Genomic DNA, 19,917 nt, shown 5'->3' with positions numbered 1-19,917 from the left:
TGACAATAAAAATGGCATATGAAAATGATAGACCATAATCACTTCATATGCCATTTTATTTTTGGGGGACATTTACTGAATATCCCCAATCTAGATAGATTAATCTTTGTCAATTTTCAGGATACCTCCCGTGGTGGAATTGAAAATAACCCGGGTATTGATTTTTTTCTCAAATAGTCCGTCTACAAGTGCTTCTGTATATCCATACTGGGTAAGTGGCATTTCTTCATTGAAAAGTTCTTTCCCCTTGTAGCTGACTGTAACTTTTCCTTTCCCTGGTATATTATAGATGATATCATCTTTTCTTTTTTTCTTCTTTTTCTCTTCAGGTGCGTGGAAAGAAGAAATGTTACGGATACGAATATAGATGGGTTCTCCCGCCAGGTTATCAGTCGGAAGTACGCCTAGTTGAGTTGAAAAGCGTGCCGCAATTTGTTCTTGTGTCTCTTCTCCAGGTTCTATCAGAATGGTAAATACCTTGTCTGTACGACTGGTTACGCCTGTGAACGCTTGCGTCAGTGCTTTTTCTTGTTTGCTTAGTTGGTCGATGACCAGTTGCAAGGAGGCTCCATCTTTAGGCATAGTATCAGCTTGTCCACGTAGAATAAGGTTCTTGCTGTCGCGAATGTTATAGATTTCACGAGCGGTAAGTTCAGCCATCTTGGCAGTAGAACCAGCCATCAGTATGTCTTCAGTCATGTATGTGCGTGCGTCTTCTCCCGGTTGAGTCCTTTCTAGATTGTAGTCTGGAAGTGTCTCTTCCTCAGTAGAGGTGGTATTGATGGCTTTTACGATGCCTTCATCAGTAAGTTCTACGTTGGAAGCCATATTTTTGTCTTTGATCTTCATGATATACGCTTTTGTTGAATCAGGGACACCTACCAAGCGTACTTGAATATCTTTGATTTCCCAGTGACTTTCAGGATGGGTATTTACATCGTTCAGTCGGAGATAGCGATTGGCATAAAGACAAAAATCTCCCGGCTGATAATTGATTTTTGTAGCAATGATATCGATAGCGATTTTTGTCTTTGGCAGGAAGTAGACAATTCCTTCCCCTTCCTGTGGCACGTAGCTTTCTTGGGAATAGGCACTTAGAGAAGCCAGTAATCCCAATGCGATGATTCCTCTTTTCATATTGTCTGTCATTTAGTTTCAGTTAGTTGTTTCCATGCTTCAGGCAGGGCTTCTACAATATCGCCGGAAGTCATGCTGATAACTCCTTTCTTCTGGCAGGCAATATCACCGGCCAATCCATGTACGTAGACTCCCAGCCGACAAGCTTCTTCCTGAGTGTATCCTTGTGAAAGGAGAGAGAGAATGATGCCTGTAAGTACATCTCCACTTCCAGCTGTAGCCATTCCCGGGTTGCCTGTCGGATTGAAATAGGTGACTCCGTCAGGAGTAATAATAGCGGTCCATGCACCTTTCAACACAATGTAGCATTGTAGGTAAGCCGCTAGTTCTTTGGCTTTGGAAAGTCGTTCGTAACTGTTGCTGCAACGGCCGATGATACGTTCCAATTCCTTGACATGCGGTGTGAGGATGCTGTGGCGTGGTATGCGGGTCAGATAATTACGGTAGTTGCTGAAAATATTCAAGGCATCTGCATCCAGTACTAACGGAATGTAGCAATTACTTATCTGGTCGAAAAGAGCTTGTACGGTCACTTCTTCCTGTCCTAGTCCAGGGCCGATAGCTACAGCTTGAAAATTGTCTAGGTCGGCAGCTTCGGCAAAATATCGGTCGTGTACATCGTCTTGTACCATGGCTTCCGGGACGTTGCTTTGTAGCAGGTTGTGATTGCAAACAGGAGTATGTACGGTTAACAAGCCAATACCTGTACGTAGGCAGGCACGTGAAGCCAGTATGGCTGCACCTCCCATTCCGTATGAACCGGCTATCAACAGGCCGTGTCCGAACATGCCTTTATGAGCAAATTTCTTTCTTGGTTTGATGAGTGCCCGCATTTCATCGGCTTCGGTGATGAGGTAGGGCGTTTTGGCTTTTTCGATAAATTCATGGCTGATGCCGATGTCAAGCAATTGCCATTCACCTACTATGTCGGCATTTTCTGCAAAGAGGAAAGAAAGCTTAGGCAATTGGATGCTCAGTGTCAGATTGGCTTTGATGATGTTCTGACGGATATTGTGGGTGTTATCTTCCCCCATCAGTCCAGAAGGAATATCAATGGATACTACCTGTGCAGGGGAAGCGTTGATGTATTGAACAACGGATGCAAATCCGCCACTCAGAGGTTTGTTGAGGCCTGAGCCAAACAGACCGTCCACGATGACGTCATGACCTCCAAGACGAGGAGGGTCGAATTGACTGCTGACTTCGGTATAATTGGCAAATCCGCAGTCTTTCAAACGTTGCACGTTGGTCAGACATTCTTCAGATAGCGTACCTTTTACGTTAAAAAGGTAAGCTTCGACCGGATAGTTCTTCAGAAAAAGAATGCGGGCTACAGCAAGAGCATCACCTCCGTTGTTTCCTGGACCGGCAAAAACGATGATGCGATGAGATTTGTCCCATTTTTCGCTGATGGCTTGTGCCAATAATCCGGCAGCCTTTTCCATAAGGTTGATAGATAATATGGATTCATGGGCGATGGTGTATGCATCAGCCTCCTTTTGTTGTGTACAACTCAAAATTTTCATTGTGTATAAATAGCTATTTGTCGGTAAAAGTACGAAAAAAGCCTCGAATGGTGTATATGTTCTATTGAAAATATCTTTAAATACTCAGGGGGATGTGCGGCGGTTTTAGGGAAAATCCGTAAATTTGCGCAATTTCTAAAAACTACATCATAACATGGAGACGATTCAGATAAAAGACAAGCGTTTCAAAACGTTTATCCCGGAGGCGGAAATATTGAAGGAAGTGGCACGTGTAGCCGATGAAATCAATCGTGATTTGGAGGGTGAAAATCCGTTGTTTTTGAGTGTATTGAATGGCTCGTTCATGTTCACTGCCGACTTGATGAAGCATCTGACGATTCCGTGTGAGATTTCGTTTGTGAAATTGGCTTCATACGAAGGTACGGCTTCTACTGGAAAAGTGAAGGAACTGGTGGGCTTGAACGAAGACATTGCAGGACGTACAGTGGTGATTGTAGAAGATATCGTGGATACAGGACTGACCATGCAGCGTCTGCTGGAAACTTTGAAGGCACGTAATCCAAAAGAAATCCGTATTGCTACGTTGCTGGTGAAACCAGACAAGCTGAAAGTCGATCTGAATATTCATTATGTGGCCATGAATATTCCTAATGATTTTATTGTGGGATATGGTCTTGATTATGATGGACTTGGTCGGAACTATCGTGATATTTATACGGTTATCGAATAATTTTTTATAAATCATATCTAAATAACATGTTGAATATTGTAATTTTTGGTGCTCCGGGTTCAGGTAAGGGAACTCAGAGTGCTCGTATTGTGGAAAAGTATGGTTTGAACCATATTTCTACGGGAGATGTATTGCGTGCAGAAATCAAGAACGGTACAGAGCTGGGTAAGACAGCCAAAGGTTATATCGACAATGGTCAGCTGATTCCTGATGCATTGATGATTGACATTCTGGCTAGCGTGTTCGACAGTTTCAAAGATAGCAAGGGCGTAATCTTCGATGGATTCCCTCGTACCATTGCTCAGGCAGAAGCATTGAAGAAAATGTTGCAGGAACGTGGCCAGGAAGTGTCTATCATGCTCGACCTGGAAGTGCCGGAAGAAGAACTGATGACTCGTCTGATCAAACGTGGACAGGAATCAGGCCGTGCCGACGACAACGAAGAGACTATCAAGAAACGTCTGGTGGTATATCATTCTCAGACAGCTCCGTTGATTGACTGGTACAAGAACGACGGTAAATATTGCCACATCCAGGGTCTGGGTACTATGGAAGGCATCTTCGCTGACATCTGTGCAGCTATCGATAAACTTTAAATAATGGAAAAACTGGCGGGCTGGGGACAGTCTGCCAGTTCTTAAATTTTAAATTATGGCTGAATCGAATTTTGTTGATTACGTAAAAATCTATTGCCGCTCCGGAAAAGGAGGCCGCGGTTCGGTGCACATGCGCCGTGAGAAGTATATGCCCAACGGAGGTCCAGACGGTGGCGACGGTGGTAGAGGAGGTCATGTGATTTTGCGGGGAAACCGCAACTATTGGACGTTGCTGCACCTGAAATACGACCGTCATGTGTTTGCGGAACACGGCGGAAACGGTTCGAAGAACAAGAGCTTCGGAAAAGATGGGGCAGACAAGGTCATCGAGGTTCCATGCGGAACCGTAGTATATAATGCCGAAACCGGCGAATATGTGTGCGACGTAACGGAGCACGGACAAGAAGTCATCTTGTTGAAAGGCGGACGTGGCGGACTGGGCAACTGGCATTTTCGTACAGCTACCCGTCAGGCACCTCGTTTTGCTCAACCGGGGGAACCCATGCAGGAGATGACGGTGATTTTGGAATTGAAATTATTGGCTGATGTGGGTCTGGTGGGTTTCCCGAATGCGGGAAAATCAACCTTGCTGGCAGCCGTTTCTGCGGCCCGTCCGAAGATTGCCAATTATCCTTTTACCACGCTGGAACCGAATCTGGGTATCGTGTCTTATCGCGAAGGAAAGTCGTTCGTGATGGCGGACATCCCGGGTATCATTGAAGGGGCCAGTGAAGGAAAGGGGCTGGGACTGCGTTTTTTGCGTCATATCGAGCGTAACTCCCTGCTGTTGTTCATGGTGCCGGGCGATACGGACGACATCCGGAAGGAGTATGAGATTCTGCTCCATGAGTTGGCTACCTTCAATCCGGAGATGCTGGACAAACAGCGGGTGCTGGCTATCACGAAGTGTGATATGCTGGATGAGGAGTTGATGCAGATGCTGGGGCCTACATTGCCTGAAGATATACCGCATGTCTTTATTTCTTCGGTGTCCGGAATGGGTATCCAACAGTTGAAGGACCTGTTGTGGACGGAATTGAATAAAGACAGCAACCAGTTGGAGGCCGTACGTCGGGAAGCCATCGTACATCGTCCGAAGGACCTGAAGAAACTCCAGAAAGAACTGGAAGATATGGGTGAGGACGAGGACTTCGAGTATGAATACGAGGAGGATACGGACGAAGATGACTTCGACTACGAGTACGAAGAGGAAGACTGGGACGACGAAACACAGAAGTAATGGATCATCTGACTAAGGATAAAAGGATGTGGGTGTACGACCGGATGAGCTCGCGCACCGACATCTTTTGTTTTTCTACCACCCGTCATGGAGGCTGTAGTGAGGGAAACTATGCCTCGTTCAACTGTAACCATTATTGTGGGGATAATCCTGAAAAAGTGGAACAGAACAGGGAGTTATTGTGCTCATTGATGCCTGTCCGTCCGAAAATGCTGGTGGTGCCTCATCAGACACACGGCACGACGGTGAGGGTGATTGATGATGAGTTTATAGGATTTCCTCCGGAGAAAAGAAGAGAATTGCTGGAGGGAGTGGATGCTTTGGTCAGTGACAAGGTGGGAGTGTGCCTTTGTATCTCTACCGCCGATTGTATCCCGGTGCTTTGTTATGATAGGAAGCACAAGGTGGTGGCGGCTGTTCATGCCGGATGGCGGGGGACGGTAGCCCGGATTGTGGAAAAGACCTTCGACCGGATGCGCGAACTGTATGGCACGGAAGGAGAAGATGTGTGGGCCTGTATCGGACCGGGAATTTCTCTTGAAGCGTTTGAGGTAGGCGAGGAGGTGTATGAAGCTTTTGAAGTCGCCGGATTTGATATGGCGAGGATAGCCCGACGGTATGCAAAGTGGCACATCGACCTGTGGGAGGCCAATCGCCTGCAATTGTTGTCGAAAGGTGTAAAAGCATCTCATATTGAAGTGGCAGGTGTTTGTACCTATCAGCATTATACGGATTTCTTTTCGGCACGTCGTCTGGGCATTCATTCCGGACGTATTTTGTCGGGAATTATGCGAATGGAAAAATAGAAAGGAGAGTTTGCAGAATGGATTTGAAAATTGAAGTATCAGAAGAGTTACGGCAGGCTTGGCCGCAGTTTCGCGGGGCTGCCGTGTTTGCTACCGTGAAGAATTCACCTTACAGTGAAGCGTTATGGAAAAGAATCGGGGAGTTTACCGAACTCTATCGTCAGAAATATACCATTGATTCCATCAAAGAGATGCCGGCTATTCAGGCTACCCGCCAGGCATACAAGAAATGCGGAAAGGATCCTAGCCGTTACCGTCCTTCTTCAGAAGCCTTGTGCCGCAGATTGCTGAGAGGCCTTTCGCTGTATCAGATTGATACGCTGGTGGATTTGATTAACCTGGCTTCCATTTACAGTGGACATTCCATCGGTGGTTTCGACCGTGACAAGATTCAGGGCGACAAACTGGTGCTGGGCATCGGAAAGGCAGGTGAGCCTTATGAGGGCATCGGCCGTGGAGAACTGAACATCGAAGGAATGCCGGTGTATCGGGATGCAGTGGGAGGTGTAGGTACGCCGACCAGTGACAATGAGCGGACGAAGATTTCGGAGCATACCACGCATCTGTTGGCAATAATGAATGCATACAGTGGCAGTGAGGGACTGGAGGAAGCGGTGAACTACATGGTGAACTTGTTGAAGGAGTTTGCGGATGCACAGGATGTAGAACTTTGTTATTTCAAGTAAGATGAAGCGGTTGATATGGTTGATGATTGCTTGGTGCTTCTGGGCAGGAAGTATTCAGGCCGGTGAGCCGGTTTCCACTGGATTCACACACATGGAGCGTAATCATGTCAGGGTTCAGACTCCGGGCTTGTTTGCTAAAGGAAACCGTTTTGAAATTCATTTGGAATGTTTGGCCGATTCGCAGTTTTGTTTTCCGCTTCGAAATGGAAAGGTTATTTCGGCATACGGAAGCCGTGGAGGTCATTCAGGGGCAGACATTAAGACGAAGGCCAATGATTCTATTGTATGTGTATTCGATGGGGTAGTACGTATGGCCAAGCATTATGGAGGATACGGAAAAGTCATTGTGGTACGGCACGAAAATGGCCTTGAAACATTGTACAGTCATAATTCTAAGAATCTGGTGGTATCGGGGGATACCGTAAAAGCGGGACAGGTCATTGCGTTGACTGGCAGGTCGGGACGTGCCACTACCGAACATCTGCACTTTGAGCTGCGGGTAAACGGACAGCATTTCAGTCCTGGACTCTTGTTCAATATGCAGACACGCCAGCCTCTGAAACGTACTTTGATTTGTACAAAGTCGGGTAAGCATGTAAAATTACAACCTAAAAAATAAGCAGATTATGGATATTGAAAAGATATTGACCGAAGGAATTATCTTTAAAGGAGGAAAATCCTCGGACGGAAAGAAAAAGGAAGAGAAAGTAAAGACGAAGGCCAAGAAGAAAACGTATATTACGGGACTTCATGGATCGGGCTCTGCCAAGATGAAGGCAGAATACCGTCGCCGGAGAGCCAACCGCCACAAACAGGGTTGAGTGGGCTGAATATAGGATAGGAAGAGAGATGAGTGTATCAAAATAAATTGTAGAACTAAAAAAGAAGATTATGAGAAAGTTATTTTTGCTCGTAGTGATTGTTATGGCTGCCATTTCGGCCAGTGCACAGGAAGGTATTTATCTGGGAGGTGGCATCAGCTTGTGGAGAAACAATGATGTGGATAAAACATCATTCTCTATTACGCCGGATGTAGGTTATAACTTGAGTAAACAATGGGCTGTGGGCGTGGAACTGGCCTATGCGCATACTGGATATGATGATAAATATGATGTAAGTACCAATGCTTTTGCGTTGGCTCCTTATGCCCGTTATTCGTTCTATGAAAATAAGATTGTCCGTCTGTTCGTAGACATGGGATTCGGATTTTCTACTTTCAAGGCTAAGCATGCGGATTCTGTCAATGGTTTTGAAATCGGTTTGAAACCGGGACTGGCCCTGAAATTGAATGATCATTTTAGTTTCATTACGAAAGTTGGATTTGCCGGTTATCGTGATGATTACTATCGTGATATGGAAGGTAATGGATTTGGAGTCGGATTGGATATGGAAAATATCTCAATTGGTATTGACTACGAATTCTAAGAGAATATCGAAATCTTTTGTAAGGGAGCAAAAAGAGGTAAAAACTTCTTTTTTGCTTCCTTTTTATTTGTTCGTCTGTTTTATATTCCTAAATTTGTGTAATTCATATATTTTGAGCTTATGAGAAAGATAGTGTGTATAGTGGCATGTTTGTTCTCTGTATTGACGATGGCCGCGCAGACAAAGGTAACGTGGAGTATGGAACTTGGATTGGGGATGAGTTCCTGGATGGGAAAAGATGCCGGAAACTCTTCTGCATTGTTCAATCAGAAAGTTGGTGTGGGTATTGATGTACCTTTAAGTGGACTGGTTTCTTTTCAGACGGGTTTGAACTGGGTTTCAAAAGGTGCCAGTATGGACATTGATTTGTCGGGGGCTGATATGGGGGTAGTGAATATGCACGTCAACCAGAACTATTTTGAGATGCCTTTACTGGCTGCCTTTCATGTGGGAACAGCTGCTAATTTTGATATGGTATTTTCGGTAGGTCCTTATTTGGCTTACGGAATAAGTGGGAAGCGAGATGTGGATGTAGACGATTTGACTGTGTCATGCAATACATTTGGTGATTCAAAAATACAAGAGCAGATTGTCCCAGGACTTCAACGTTTTGACGCTGGTCTGATGGGCGGGGTAGCTTTGGACTTTAAACGTTGGACCGTGGGACTTGATGGAGAATTTGGCCTTTGCCGTTTGGTAAGTAATACAAATATTCGCAATTTGGCCTTTTTCTTTACTGCTGGCTATAAATTCTGATTCTGCTGAGATATACGATGAATGCTGGACGGCTTGTACCGTTTTTTGACAGGCAGGCTGTGCAGCATTTTCAAAGCTGCCAGGTGGCGGTTACGCCATATTCGGTAGCTGAGTACGATTACTAGGAATACCGTTCCAATGATGCAGACCCAGCCGAACAGTTCTTTCAGGCTGGTCAGCATGGTTTGGGTGTTGACTTCATTGTAGAGTTGCATGAGGGACGAATTGGGAATCGATTCTGTGAGGTCGTCCAAATCACGGCTCAGTAATGCCCAGTTGTCCAGCTGGAGATGTTTCATCCAGCGGTTCAGTATGGCACTGCCCAGCGGGGTGGCAATACTGGTCCGGATGAAGCTGAGTACGCATAGTGACTGGAAGAAATGTTTGAACGGGATGTGCTTGGCCACGTAGATAGTCAATGCGATGTAAAGAATCCCGTGTCCGATTCCTTTCAGAAAGTTCGGCAAGTACAGGCTTTCAATGTTCAAGTCCGGATAAATCAGGAAATACATGTAGTACTGGTACACGACAATCAGTGTAAACCCCACCGAAATCAACAGTTTGTATCCTTTTTTTAGTACGGCCTGCCGGAAGAAGACGACTCCGGCTCCGGCTAGGATTCCTACGAATACGCACCAGTTCAGCGAGATGGCGTTGAGGGTATCGTATCGCAGAATGGACATCATAAAGGCATTCTGAAGTACGGATGAAGTGGCCAGAAACAGGCAAAGCATCAGGAACAAGAACAGGATGACGGGGAACTTCTTGTATTTGAATACTTGCGGGTCGATATACGGATGACGGATGGAGGTCATCCGGTTGATGTTGACCAGTAGGGCTACCACGGCAATCACGATGCAGGCACGTATCTGTGCGCTGTCCAGCCAGTCATAATAATCTCCGTAAATACAGATGAACACAATGGCAAACAGCATGGTGGTCCATAGGCTCAGTCCTATCCAGTCGATGCCGTACAACGGCATTTTCTTCATCAGGCGGACAGAGCGGGTAAGACACATGACGCAGACCCATACAATCATCAGCATACCGATGACGAACCAGTGCATGTATTGCCAGTTGGCCCAGTCGTTGATGTGCATCGTGACCAGTCCGGAAAGCTGGATACTTTCGAGTACAATGATGTAAATCACAGGGTAGAACACGGAGAAGTTACCCGAAGGTGTGATGCTCAGACGGATGTTGGAAAAACATTCAAACGTCCCCCACATGCGGAAGAATCCCGACACAAAGCATACGCAAATCATCAGGAAGATATTTTCCGTGTGCATGGTAATCAGGTTGCAGGCAATCAGTACCGGACAGACCGTCATGAAAATGGAGCGGGTAGTAAACCGTGCCTTCAGACGGAACAGAATCGGGAAGATGATGGTCATACCGATGAAAGAGGCATATCCGGCCATGGTGACATCTTCCTGAATGCAGCCCAAGGCACTCGACATCTGGGTGGCTGCAGGCAGGAATACTCCTCCGTTGAACTGGAATACCATGGCAAAAAACATGGACAAGCCGATGCAGACGGAGGTGGGCAGAAAATCTTTAAAGTATAGGATACGGGGACGTTGTTCAGCCATTTCTCAACTTATTGTTTTACGTAACATTCTACATTCATTCCGGCTCTTAGGCGTTGCAAGTCTTCCGGACGGTTGTTTTGGGTAAATTCAATGCGGACCGGGATGCGTTGTTCAACTTTCACAAAGTTGCCGGCCGAGTTGTTTTGTGGAATGAGCGAATAAGAGGCTCCGGTGGCATCCGAGATGGAAGCGATGCGTCCTTCAAATTTTACTCCCGGAATGGCATCCACTTTCACTTCTACCAGCTGGTTTCTATGCATGTCGGTCGTTTGGGTCTCCTTATAGTTGGCGATGACCCATTTTTCCGTGCCGTCTACCAGTGTCACCAAGGCCTGTCCCGGTTGTACCAGTTCCCCTTCGTGGATATCCTTTCGTCCGGTCACTCCGTCGGTCGTGGCCAGAATGACGGTATAAGAAAGGTTCAGCTTGGCCAGGTTAAGAGCTGCTTCCGCCAGTTTGATGGCCGATTCGTTCTGTTCCAGTCGCTGGGTCTGTTCCTGTTTCTGGAGCAAGGTAGACTGTTTCTGTCGCATCAGCTGTTCGTAGCGGGCCTGGGTGGCTTCGTAGTCCGTCTTTACCCGGTCGAACTGTTGGGGAGTGACCGCCTCTTCTTTCAGCAGTTCCTGATAACGTTTGTAATCAGTTTCTGCATTCTTCAGGCGGACCCGTTGTTCGTCAATGGCTGCATCCGTGACGAGGATGTTGTTCTGCGTGGTGTTGATGGTGGTGTACATGGCACTCTTTCCGGCCAGGGCATTGCGGTAGTCGGCCTCGGCTTGGGCTACTTTCAACCGGTATTCCGTGTCTTCGATGATGGCCAGCGTGTCTCCTTTCTTCACGGTTTGGTATTCCTCAAAACAAATTTTCTTGATGAATCCCTGTACCCGTGTGCTGACGGGGGTAAGGTGCTGTTTCACTTGCGCATTGTCGGTGTATTCCACGTTGCCCAGGTGGATGAACTTGCCGCATACCCAGCTGATGCCGGCTGCGAGGACCAGAAGTATAAAGAAGTTGGAAATCGCTCTTTTCTTGTTTCGTATCATGTCTTGATTCTTTTTGTGTGAATATAAATGGGGTTAAAGGGTTCCTGTAATTTTTTTCAACAGGTAGTACTGATACAATATACCAATCTGATAGTTGGCCAGCTGAAGTTCCATGTCCAGCTGCATGTTGCTGGCATCCAGCATGTCGGTAATCAGTGACAGCCCGTTCAGGTAGCGTTGGCGGACAATCCGGAAATTCTCGTGTGCCAGCTGTACGCTCTTCTGTTGGGTCTGGAGCCGTACGTAGGCTTCGTTCAGATTCACGTAGGCTTCATGCACGTTGTTCTCGATTTCTTCCTTGGCCAGCTCGTAGTTTTTTTCCGCTTTCGAAGTGGCAATCCGTGCCTGTCGCAGTTTTTTCTTGCTTTTGAACAAGGCATCCAGGTTGTATGAAATACCGACTCCGGCAAACCAGTAGGTGAAATTATTGTTTAAGGGCGGTACCTCTACCAGAATCGGGCCGGTGAAGTCGTTCGTGGCTGTCAGGTTGATGTGTGGTCTGCGTTCCGAACGAATTAGGTCCTGCTGGTTGTGGCTTAGCTTGATGGCGGTTTGTGCCTGCTGAAGAGTAGGCGATTCCTGCGAGTCTTCCATCCAGGAAATTTCCTGTCGTTTGTCCACATTTATATGGAACAAAGCCGTGGAATCCGGGACGATGTGTACCGAAGGCTCCAGTCCGATGGTCGTCGTCAGTTTGTGGTTCAGCACGTTGAGCCTGTTTACGGTAGAAGTCAGTCCCAGCTGAAGATTCTGAAGCTGCAGTTCGTAACGGGTGATGTCACTTTTCAGCGCTGTTCCTTGCTGGTAGGCAGCCCGCATATCCTTTACCAGCAGGCGCGTCTGCTCGATGTTCTTTTCATATACGGTTTGTTGGTTCCGAAGTTGGAACAAATCCAAGTAGTAGCCCAGCAACATGAATCGTAAATCTTGCTGATTGTTGTCGTAGGTCTGTTGTGACAGTTGGTGTTGTAGTTTCGCTTTTTGTATGTTTGCGTGGATGCTTCCCCCTGCATAGATGACTTGTGAGGCCTTGAGTACAAACGTATTGCCGAAATGTGGCATGTCGGCATGTATTCCGTTGCTGAAATCCCGGTCGGTCATGCAGCCGTCACCGATGTAGTTGAGGTCTACCTGTGCCCGGATGGACGGGAGTCTGGCATCCTTGGCCACTTTGACAGCCTGTGCGCTTTCGTCGATGGCCAGTGCATGTAGTTGGATGCTTTTGCTGTTCTGGTCTGCCAGCTGAAACAGTTCGTCGATGGAAAGTACCCGCTCCTGGGCTGAGATGTACATAAAAAAAGAAAGAACTCCGATACTTGCAATTAGTCTTTTATTCATTTGTCTGTGTGATATTGAAAAACAGTTTGAAACCAGCTGACCACTCTCTCGATGACCGGTTGCTGGAACCAGTATAAATCGCCGTGTCCGGCACCTTCCACCGTAACGTAAGTGGCTTGGTTGCCTTTTTCTGTCAGAGCTTTGAACAGCTGTTCGCTTTGTACGGGCGATACCAACTTGTCGTTGCTTCCATGCATAATCAGGAAGGGAGGCATGTGCTCTTTTACGTGTCCCAGCGGACTGGCTTTCATGGCCTTTTCCGGGTCGGAAAGGATGCTGGCTCCCGCAAAGTCTGCAAAGGCAGGGCCGTGTACGAGCAAAGCTTCTGTTACAGCCGGTGAGGCATGAACCTGCTGTATGGCATCAGAATAACCTTCGCCTATGTTCAGCAGATTGCTGATGCCGTAAATGGTGACGGCAGCCTGTACGTCGGACGACTGGTCGAGATAGTCTCCTTGGTCATACTCTTTTTCTCCATTGGTCGTACCTACCATTTGTGACAGATAACCGCCGGCAGAATCTCCTAGTACACCGATGCGGGTCGGGTCGATACCAAACTGTGTGGCATGGGCTCTCAGGAAACGTACGGCCGCTTTTCCATCGATGACCAGTGCCGGAAATTTGTCGGGAACTGTACGGTACTCTGCAGCGGCCACCACGAATCCGGCTTTGGCCAGTGCCATACGCATTTCGATGAACTTCTCATAATCTGCAGATGTGAATCCTCCTCCGGGGAAATATACAATTGCAGGTTTGGGGGTACGGGTTCGTGGAACCAGTACGGTCATCCGCAACGCACGGTTGCTGTGAGTGGAAATGACTTGTGAATAGATAATACCACTGATTACATCTATTTGTCCTTCCGTAATTTCCACTTTGATGCTTTCCGGTTTATTTTCGGGTGCCTTTTCTGGCATAGCGGATGCGCGGAAGGTGGTTCCTGCGAGCAAAACTGCAATTGCAAAAATACATTTCATCATAATTTCATCGCTAATTTATAGTCTCTTCTATTGCTGGTGCAAAATTAAACCTTTATTTTTATGCGGAATATGCGATTTATGCAAAAAAATTATCATTTTAAGCCATAGAACTAGCAATGAATCAGGAACAGGAGCGTTACATTTCGTTGATAAACCGTACCAGTCGGGAGACCATCCGAATCAAGAAGACGGGTTGGGAAGAGATAAATTTGCCGGGTCATACGCACGGCCAGTGCCAGATTGTATATACCCTTTCGGGCACATTGCATGTACAGATTGGTTCGACCAACTATTTTGTGCCGGAGAAGCACATAGCATGGATTCCCGGTTGTACGGAACACAAACTGTGCAGTAACAACCGGCAGACTTCGCTGGTAATCTTTTATTTGTCGCTCGACAGCGATGGAGGTGATGAAGCGTTGAAGGATTTTTCCATATACCACACCGACTCGTTTGTGGCAGAAAACCTGAAGTTTATCGCTTCGAAAGGGACGGAGATAAACCGGGAGGATACTCCCGATTTGTATGCTTTTGCCCTGGGCTTTTTCCGTTTGCTTCCTTCCATCAGCCAGAACATGGGCTTCCTGTTGAAAACCCTGACCATTCCCAACGATGCCCGTTTGCATCCCATATTGGCATACTTGCAGGAACATCTGCAAGAAAACTTGAAGATGCCGCAGCTGGCCGAACATTTCGGTTTCTCGGTGCGAAACCTGAGCCGTTTGTTCAATGAATCGGGCATACGCTTCAGCTATTATGTGAACAACCTCCGGATTATGCGGGCCATCGAACTGTTTGCCGACGGAGGCAAGACCATGCAGCAGATTGCCTATGAAGTGGGATTTACCACCCCGAACAATTTCAACCGGGTGTTCCGTCAGATTACGGGCATGTCGCCCAATGCGTTTATGAAAAACGACTGAGTCCCTTTCTTCCTTGTGCGGCAGGGAAAGAAAAGGACTCAGCTATAAATAAAATAAGAAATGCAGGTCGTTTATACGTAAGTTTCCAGGAAGGATACTTCACCGTCTGGCACGACTTCCAGGTTTTGGGTCGTGGCAGGGAACAAGACCGACTCACCGGCTTTCAGGGAAATGCAGTTGCCTTCATTGTCGGTCACGGTACAGCTTCCTTTCATGCAGATGTAGATGACGAAAGAATCCAGTTCACTGTAGTCCATCGTCATGGATTCTGTCAGGTTGTAGACAGAGGTGGTGAAATACGGACAGCTGACCAGTTCCACCGGTTCATCCTTGTGCGGAGTGTAGTGGGTGCGATAGTCATTTTCTACCGTATAGTCGATGGCATCCTTCGACAGTTCGGTGTGCAGTTCGCGAAGGTTGCCGTTCTTGTCTCTGCGGTTGAAGTCGTAGATGCGGTAAGTGATGTTGGAAGTCTGCTGGATTTCGGCCAAGAAACAACCCGCTCCGATGCTGTGGATACGTCCTGCCGGCAAGAAGAATACGTCGCCCGGCTGTACGTCGTATTTGTCGAGTGCGTCGCAGATGGTGTTTTCTTCAATCATCTGGGCATATTCTTCGGGGGTAATTTTTTTCTTCAGTCCGGAATAAAGATGCGCTTTTCCGCCCGTATTGTCGATGATGTACCACATCTCCGTCTTTCCCATGGACTGGTGGCGCTTCATGGCCAGCTCGTCGTTGGGGTGTACTTGGATGGATAAATCTTGTTTGGCATCGATAAATTTAATCAGCAAAGGGAATTTGCCCTGGAAACGCTGATAATTTTCTTTTCCTACCAGTTTTTCCTTATATTCTTGCATCAGTTGGGTAAGGTTCTTGCCGGCATCTGCTCCGTCGGCCACTACAGATTCATCGCCCGGCACATCGGATATTTCCCAGCTTTCTCCCACCTGTTCCTGCTGGCAGTCCAGTTGTTTGAAAGGAATGATACGTTCTCCTCCCCAGAGGGTGGATTTCAAAATCGGTTTGAATTTTAAAGGATACATCATATATTTATTGTTTAGGTTTGTACAAAAATAGGAAAAACCCTTCATAAAATCAGGAAATAAGGGAAAAAGAATCTCCGGCTTTCATGCGTGGCGGATACTTTGCATGAAAACCGGAGAAGAAAAGCAAATCAGTGTGATGTGTTATGGTTAGAATTTATAGCCTGTCCAGCTGAAGGCTGTTTGGTCGGCTCCTGTGTTGCCGTCTGTGATTTTGATATTTTCATAAGAAGTACCTCCATCATTGATTTCCTTGCCACTGAGTGTAGAACTGATTTGGTTGGTGACACTCATTTGGGTAGCAGTAGTGGCGTTTCCTTTGGAGTCGGTTACGTCGATAAAGTCTTTCATCTGTCCGTTTCCAATTACCAGGGCGTTTTCAATGTGTGCGGTAGCTCCTCTGCGCACCTTGATGGCGTCGTCCATCACCTGGCCGGTGGCATAGGTAGCAATGGTCATGTTCTTGATGGTGAAATCCGACTGTCCTTGGTGGTCGGGTCCGTTTCCGTCCAGGTTACCGTCGGCTTCCACTCCACGTGGGTCTTCCTCTGTGCTGGTGTATCCGGCTTCCCATACGCCGTAGCAGTTGCTCAACGTGCCTTTATAACCTTGGGTGAAATCGAACATGTCGTCGTCGCAGTTTACAGCCAGTATGTTTTCCACATTGACCGTTCCTCCAAAGAATTCAATGGCATCGTCCGCACCGTCTGTGATATAAAGGTTCTTGATGGTCGTTCCTCTTCCCACACCGTTCAGGGTCAGTCCGTTGTGCTCGATGTCCGCACTGGAACGTGCACCGGTGAACCGCAATTCCACGTATTCCAGCGTACCGCTGTTGTCGTTTTCATCCGTACCTCCGTATTTCTGGTTGTTGTCTACTTCTGTAGAGCCCAGTTCGCCGCTGGTAGCTCCTGAAATCGGAGCTTTTCCGTTGATAATCAGTCCACCCCAGTATCCGGTAGTAGCATTTTCCTCATCGTCGGCGGTAAAGATAATGGGTTTGTCGGCCGTACCTTTGGCATTGATTTTACCTCCCTGTGCCACAAGGATATAGTTTCCGAATCCTTTGGCAGCCTTGATGGTGGTACCAGCCGGAATTTCCAGTGTGGCTCCGTCGGCGACGGTCAGCGTGCCGTTCAGGATATATTCATTGTTGGCATCCAACGTCAGGGTGCCTTCCACGGTTCCGTTCAGTTCAATCTTTTCACCTCCTGTGCTTGGTCCTTCCGGATTATCGTCGTTGGAACAAGCTGTTAAACTTACACTGCTTACTATGGCTGCAAAAGCCATTGCTGTAAAAAATACCTTTTTCATAATGAATAATTGATTAAGAAAATTGATTGTCTTTATTGCTAGTTTATGTAACGTATCTTGATTAGAAGTTGCAGGTCACTCCGATGCTGAAGTCCATGCCTCTCTTGTATTTGCTCAGTACCACTTCCTTTCCGTCGGCATTGCCTTTTCGGGTCAGCTGGTGGGCCGGATTCAGCAAGTTCTTCGCTTTCAGGCTGAGGGTCACGTATTTGTTCAGCTGGGCAGAAGAAACGAAGTCGAGTGTCGGAACACCGTTTTCCACGATGTCCTGATATCCCTCCGTGCCGATGGTATGGATACGGTCGCTGAAATAGTTCACCACCAGCGTATTGGTAAAACTCTTCTGCCCTTTCCGGAACAGATGGCTCAGGTCTGCATTGAAGATCCAGGGTGCGGCTCCTTCCAGTTGTGAACCGGTGGGGTCGGTGGCCAGGGGCACTTTGGCGTAGGTGTACGTATAGGCCCCGTTAATGCCCAGGCTGAGTTTGCTGACCCCGTTGCCCTGCAGGTTGCGGTTGAACAAGTCCTTTCGGAATTCCATTTCCACTCCGGCCACGGTAGCGTGGTTCGCAATGTTCTCATAAGAGAGGAAGCCTCCGGCACTGGCAATCTCGATGCGTGAAATCGGGTTCTGGATGTATTTGTAGAATCCGGTGACGGAAAACAGCTCGCTCGGAGAGATATAGAAATCCCACTTCAAGTCTACGTTGTAGTTGTCCGAAGGCTTCAAGTCCGGGTTACCCTGGCTGTTGAAACTGACACTGGTATAACGGAACGGGGAAATTTCTTTGGCCTGCGGCAGGGTGTAAGTCTTGCTGGCAGCCAGGCGGAGCGCATGCTTGTCGTTGAAATTATAGCGCAGGTTGAGGCTGGGGAGGAAATAAGATTTGTCGATGGTATTCTCTCCTTTGGTCCCTCCACGGTTCACGTTGTAGTTCACGCGGATATTGACATCGTCGTATTTCAGTCCGAGGTTGGCAATGAAGCGCGAGGTGAACTGATAAGTGGCTTCCGCATAGGCCGAGTGGATATTCTTCCGGACACCGTATTCATCCACGTTGCGGTCTAGCTGGAACATGCCGTTGTCCAGGTTCTCCTGGTTGTAGAAATCCCCGAAGGAAATGTGTGCCAGGTCGAAAACCGACTGCTTGACAACAGACATGTCGTATTCCGTAGCTTCGAAGTTGTCATCTACTATCCGGCCCATGTAGCCCAGTTGAATGTTCGACAAATCCCCATACCCGTCGTGGAGCTTATAGGTCAGTCCGGCCCGGAGATTCAGGTCGTTTTCCTGCAATTCAGAGAAATAACGCTGTTGCACGCCCGTACCTTTCATCGGTACATAACCCTTGTCGGTTTTTACCAGGTTGTTGATTCTTCTGTCGGGTTCGTTTCCTTGAATCGTGTTGTAAGAAAGTCCGGCATCCAGCAGGAAATTCTTGCCCAAGTCCCATTGCGTGTGAAGCTGGTTCACAAACAGCAGGTTGTCGTTGGTCTGCTGACGGCGCATGAATCCCTCGTATGTGTCCGACGACTGATAGTCGGCATCCATGCCGAGGTAATCGCCCACAGAGGAATTGGAGGCATGCACCATCATGAAGTTGTAGGACAGGTGATGCTTCTGGTTGTGGGTGTAACTCAGGTTGGCCATGGCCAGCTGACTGGTCTCGATGCGGGAGATTTCGCCGTTCATATCTTGCGACAAATCGCCGCTGGTGATAGTATTTCGCACTTCCTCGTCGTAGTAGGAGAAGTTTTTGTGGTGGCTGGCCACGATGAAGAAGGAGAGCGGGTTGCCGTGGATACGAAACTGTTTTCCACCCGACAGGCTGTAGTCCTGGTTGATGGGGATATTCTTTTGAGAAGGGTCGATGGCATTTTTAAAGCGGTAGCTCTTCAAATCCTCTCCCGGCTGGGTAGTATTGGCAAATCCGAACAGGTTGTTTCCGCTGGCTTGCAGCAGGTCGCCCGACAGCGCCTGGGTATTGACACCTCCCGACAGGCTGAAATCCAGTGTGGCGTCTCCCGTCAGTTCCTTCGACGTGATGTTGATGTTGGCTCCTGATGCATCGGCAGAGGTGTTGCCATAAAAAGCCTTGTTCACTTCCACCGACTGGATGACGTCGGTGGAGAAAAAGTCGAGGGCAATATTCTTGTATTCAGGGTCTTCCGACGGAATGGGATAGCGGTTGAGAGTGGTGAGGTTGTAACGGTCGCCCAATCCGCGGACAAAGACATTTTTCACTCCCTCCTGTTTAGAGATACCCGATATCTTGGTCACGGCAGCCTGTGCGTCGCTGACACCTTTTCGTGCCAGTTCTTTGGCGCCGACTGCCTGAACGGCCACAACCGACCGTTTTTGTTCCAGCAGGGTCACGCTTTCAGATTCGCGGTTGGCCTTGGCTACCACTACCACATCCGACAACAGGTGCTCATCGGTCACCATTTCGAAATCGAGCGTAGTGATTTTATTGTTTTCAATCTTGACCTGTCTTTTGATGGCAGTCTTGTAGCCTACATATTTAATCTCGATGTCGTAGATGCCATCTTCCACTCCTGAAAGCTGGAAATTTCCGTCCATGTCGGTCACGGCTCCGATGCTGCTCCCTACAATCTGTACCGTGGCACCAATCAGCGGCTCTTTTGATTTCTGGTCTGTAATGCAGCCCTTGATATTGACATTTACCTCTACGGCAAACACTTTGGCAGTAATCAGTGAGGTAAAAAGCGCTGCGTGAATCCATCTTCTTGTTCTGTTCATGTATCGTTTGCTTTTTTCTGCTGCAAAGTTGCAGACTTCCCGTTACAGGGTGAAAGCAAT

19 protein-coding genes are annotated in these 19,917 nt (G+C 47.6%); 10 read left to right on the top strand and 9 right to left on the bottom strand.

The window, feature by feature from the left end; genetic code table 11:
- Positions 1-99: 99 nt before the first annotated feature.
- The gene (locus OCV81_RS13150; RefSeq protein WP_148330405.1) at positions 100-1,137 is read right to left on the bottom strand and encodes a DUF4831 family protein; all 1,038 of its coding nucleotides are present in this window, start codon (positions 1,135-1,137) and stop codon (positions 100-102) included.
- 8 nt (positions 1,138-1,145) lie between these two features.
- Positions 1,146-2,663 (bottom strand): NAD(P)H-hydrate dehydratase, encoded by a 1,518-nt coding sequence (locus OCV81_RS13145; RefSeq protein ID WP_148330403.1) that lies wholly within the window; start codon positions 2,661-2,663, stop codon positions 1,146-1,148.
- A gap of 154 nt (positions 2,664-2,817) precedes the next feature.
- On the opposite strand from OCV81_RS13145, the gene hpt reads away from it, so the two are divergent.
- The 9 genes from hpt to OCV81_RS13100 all read left to right on the top strand — a co-directional run bounded on the left by hpt (position 2,818) and on the right by OCV81_RS13100 (position 8,863).
- Positions 2,818-3,354, top strand: a complete 537-nt coding sequence (gene hpt / locus OCV81_RS13140) for a hypoxanthine phosphoribosyltransferase (RefSeq protein ID WP_148330401.1) — start codon at positions 2,818-2,820, stop codon at positions 3,352-3,354.
- Positions 3,355-3,380: 26 nt separating this feature from the next.
- Positions 3,381-3,950, top strand: a complete 570-nt coding sequence (locus OCV81_RS13135; protein ID WP_022355079.1) for an adenylate kinase — start codon at positions 3,381-3,383, stop codon at positions 3,948-3,950.
- 55 nt (positions 3,951-4,005) lie between these two features.
- Positions 4,006-5,190, top strand: coding sequence for a GTPase ObgE (gene obgE / locus OCV81_RS13130; protein WP_148330399.1), 1,185 nt, complete (start codon positions 4,006-4,008; stop codon positions 5,188-5,190).
- Positions 5,190-5,996: a peptidoglycan editing factor PgeF gene (pgeF, locus tag OCV81_RS13125; RefSeq protein ID WP_148330397.1), complete on the top strand. Its 807-nt coding sequence runs from the start codon at positions 5,190-5,192 to the stop codon at positions 5,994-5,996. The genes obgE and pgeF overlap by 1 nt, the downstream gene beginning before the upstream one ends.
- Positions 5,997-6,019: 23 nt before the next feature.
- Entirely contained in the window at positions 6,020-6,682 is a 663-nt protein-coding gene (locus tag OCV81_RS13120; protein WP_148330413.1) for a B3/B4 domain-containing protein, read from the top strand.
- Between the two features lie 22 nt (positions 6,683-6,704).
- A complete protein-coding gene (locus OCV81_RS13115; protein ID WP_394802545.1) occupies positions 6,705-7,301 on the top strand; it encodes a M23 family metallopeptidase in 597 nt (198 codons plus the stop codon).
- A 7-nt stretch (positions 7,302-7,308) separates the two neighbouring features.
- On the top strand, positions 7,309-7,503 hold the full coding sequence (locus OCV81_RS13110) for a hypothetical protein (protein ID WP_022355074.1): 195 nt from the start codon (positions 7,309-7,311) through the stop codon (positions 7,501-7,503).
- A gap of 70 nt (positions 7,504-7,573) precedes the next feature.
- Positions 7,574-8,107: an outer membrane beta-barrel protein gene (locus OCV81_RS13105; RefSeq protein ID WP_022355073.1), complete on the top strand. Its 534-nt coding sequence runs from the start codon at positions 7,574-7,576 to the stop codon at positions 8,105-8,107.
- Positions 8,108-8,227: 120 nt separating this feature from the next.
- A complete protein-coding gene (locus OCV81_RS13100) occupies positions 8,228-8,863 on the top strand; it encodes a porin family protein (RefSeq protein ID WP_022355072.1) in 636 nt (211 codons plus the stop codon).
- Here OCV81_RS13100 and OCV81_RS13095 read toward each other — a convergent pair.
- Genes OCV81_RS13095 through OCV81_RS13080 form a run of 4 tightly spaced genes read right to left on the bottom strand, consistent with a single transcriptional unit; the run spans position 8,851 to position 13,816 of the window.
- Positions 8,851-10,455, bottom strand: coding sequence for an efflux MFS transporter permease (locus tag OCV81_RS13095; protein WP_148330393.1), 1,605 nt, complete (start codon positions 10,453-10,455; stop codon positions 8,851-8,853). The genes OCV81_RS13100 and OCV81_RS13095 overlap by 13 nt on opposite strands.
- Before the next feature lie 8 nt (positions 10,456-10,463).
- Positions 10,464-11,498, bottom strand: coding sequence for an HlyD family secretion protein (locus tag OCV81_RS13090; protein ID WP_148330391.1), 1,035 nt, complete (start codon positions 11,496-11,498; stop codon positions 10,464-10,466).
- A gap of 33 nt (positions 11,499-11,531) precedes the next feature.
- Complete coding sequence (locus tag OCV81_RS13085; RefSeq protein WP_148330389.1) at positions 11,532-12,836, bottom strand: TolC family protein; 1,305 nt, start codon at positions 12,834-12,836, stop codon at positions 11,532-11,534.
- Positions 12,833-13,816, bottom strand: a complete 984-nt coding sequence (locus OCV81_RS13080) for an alpha/beta hydrolase (RefSeq protein ID WP_262640362.1) — start codon at positions 13,814-13,816, stop codon at positions 12,833-12,835. Before OCV81_RS13080 ends, OCV81_RS13085 begins: the two co-directional genes overlap by 4 nt.
- Before the next feature lie 116 nt (positions 13,817-13,932).
- On the opposite strand from OCV81_RS13080, the gene OCV81_RS13075 reads away from it, so the two are divergent.
- On the top strand, positions 13,933-14,739 hold the full coding sequence (locus OCV81_RS13075) for a helix-turn-helix domain-containing protein (RefSeq protein ID WP_148330387.1): 807 nt from the start codon (positions 13,933-13,935) through the stop codon (positions 14,737-14,739).
- A 71-nt stretch (positions 14,740-14,810) separates the two neighbouring features.
- On the opposite strand, the gene OCV81_RS13070 is transcribed toward OCV81_RS13075, so the two are convergent.
- From OCV81_RS13070 to OCV81_RS13060, 3 genes are all read right to left on the bottom strand, one after another.
- A complete protein-coding gene (locus OCV81_RS13070; protein ID WP_148330409.1) occupies positions 14,811-15,782 on the bottom strand; it encodes a type I phosphomannose isomerase catalytic subunit in 972 nt (323 codons plus the stop codon).
- A gap of 150 nt (positions 15,783-15,932) precedes the next feature.
- Positions 15,933-17,096: a hypothetical protein gene (locus tag OCV81_RS13065; RefSeq protein ID WP_148330385.1), complete on the bottom strand. Its 1,164-nt coding sequence runs from the start codon at positions 17,094-17,096 to the stop codon at positions 15,933-15,935.
- Positions 17,097-17,157: 61 nt separating this feature from the next.
- Positions 17,158-19,857: a TonB-dependent receptor gene (locus OCV81_RS13060; RefSeq protein WP_148330383.1), complete on the bottom strand. Its 2,700-nt coding sequence runs from the start codon at positions 19,855-19,857 to the stop codon at positions 17,158-17,160.
- Positions 19,858-19,917 lie beyond the last annotated feature (60 nt).

The organism is Phocaeicola fibrisolvens, assembly GCF_025567125.1.
Lineage (GTDB): Bacteria > Bacteroidota > Bacteroidia > Bacteroidales > Bacteroidaceae > Phocaeicola > Phocaeicola fibrisolvens.
This window is presented reverse-complemented; position numbering and strand designations above follow the sequence as displayed.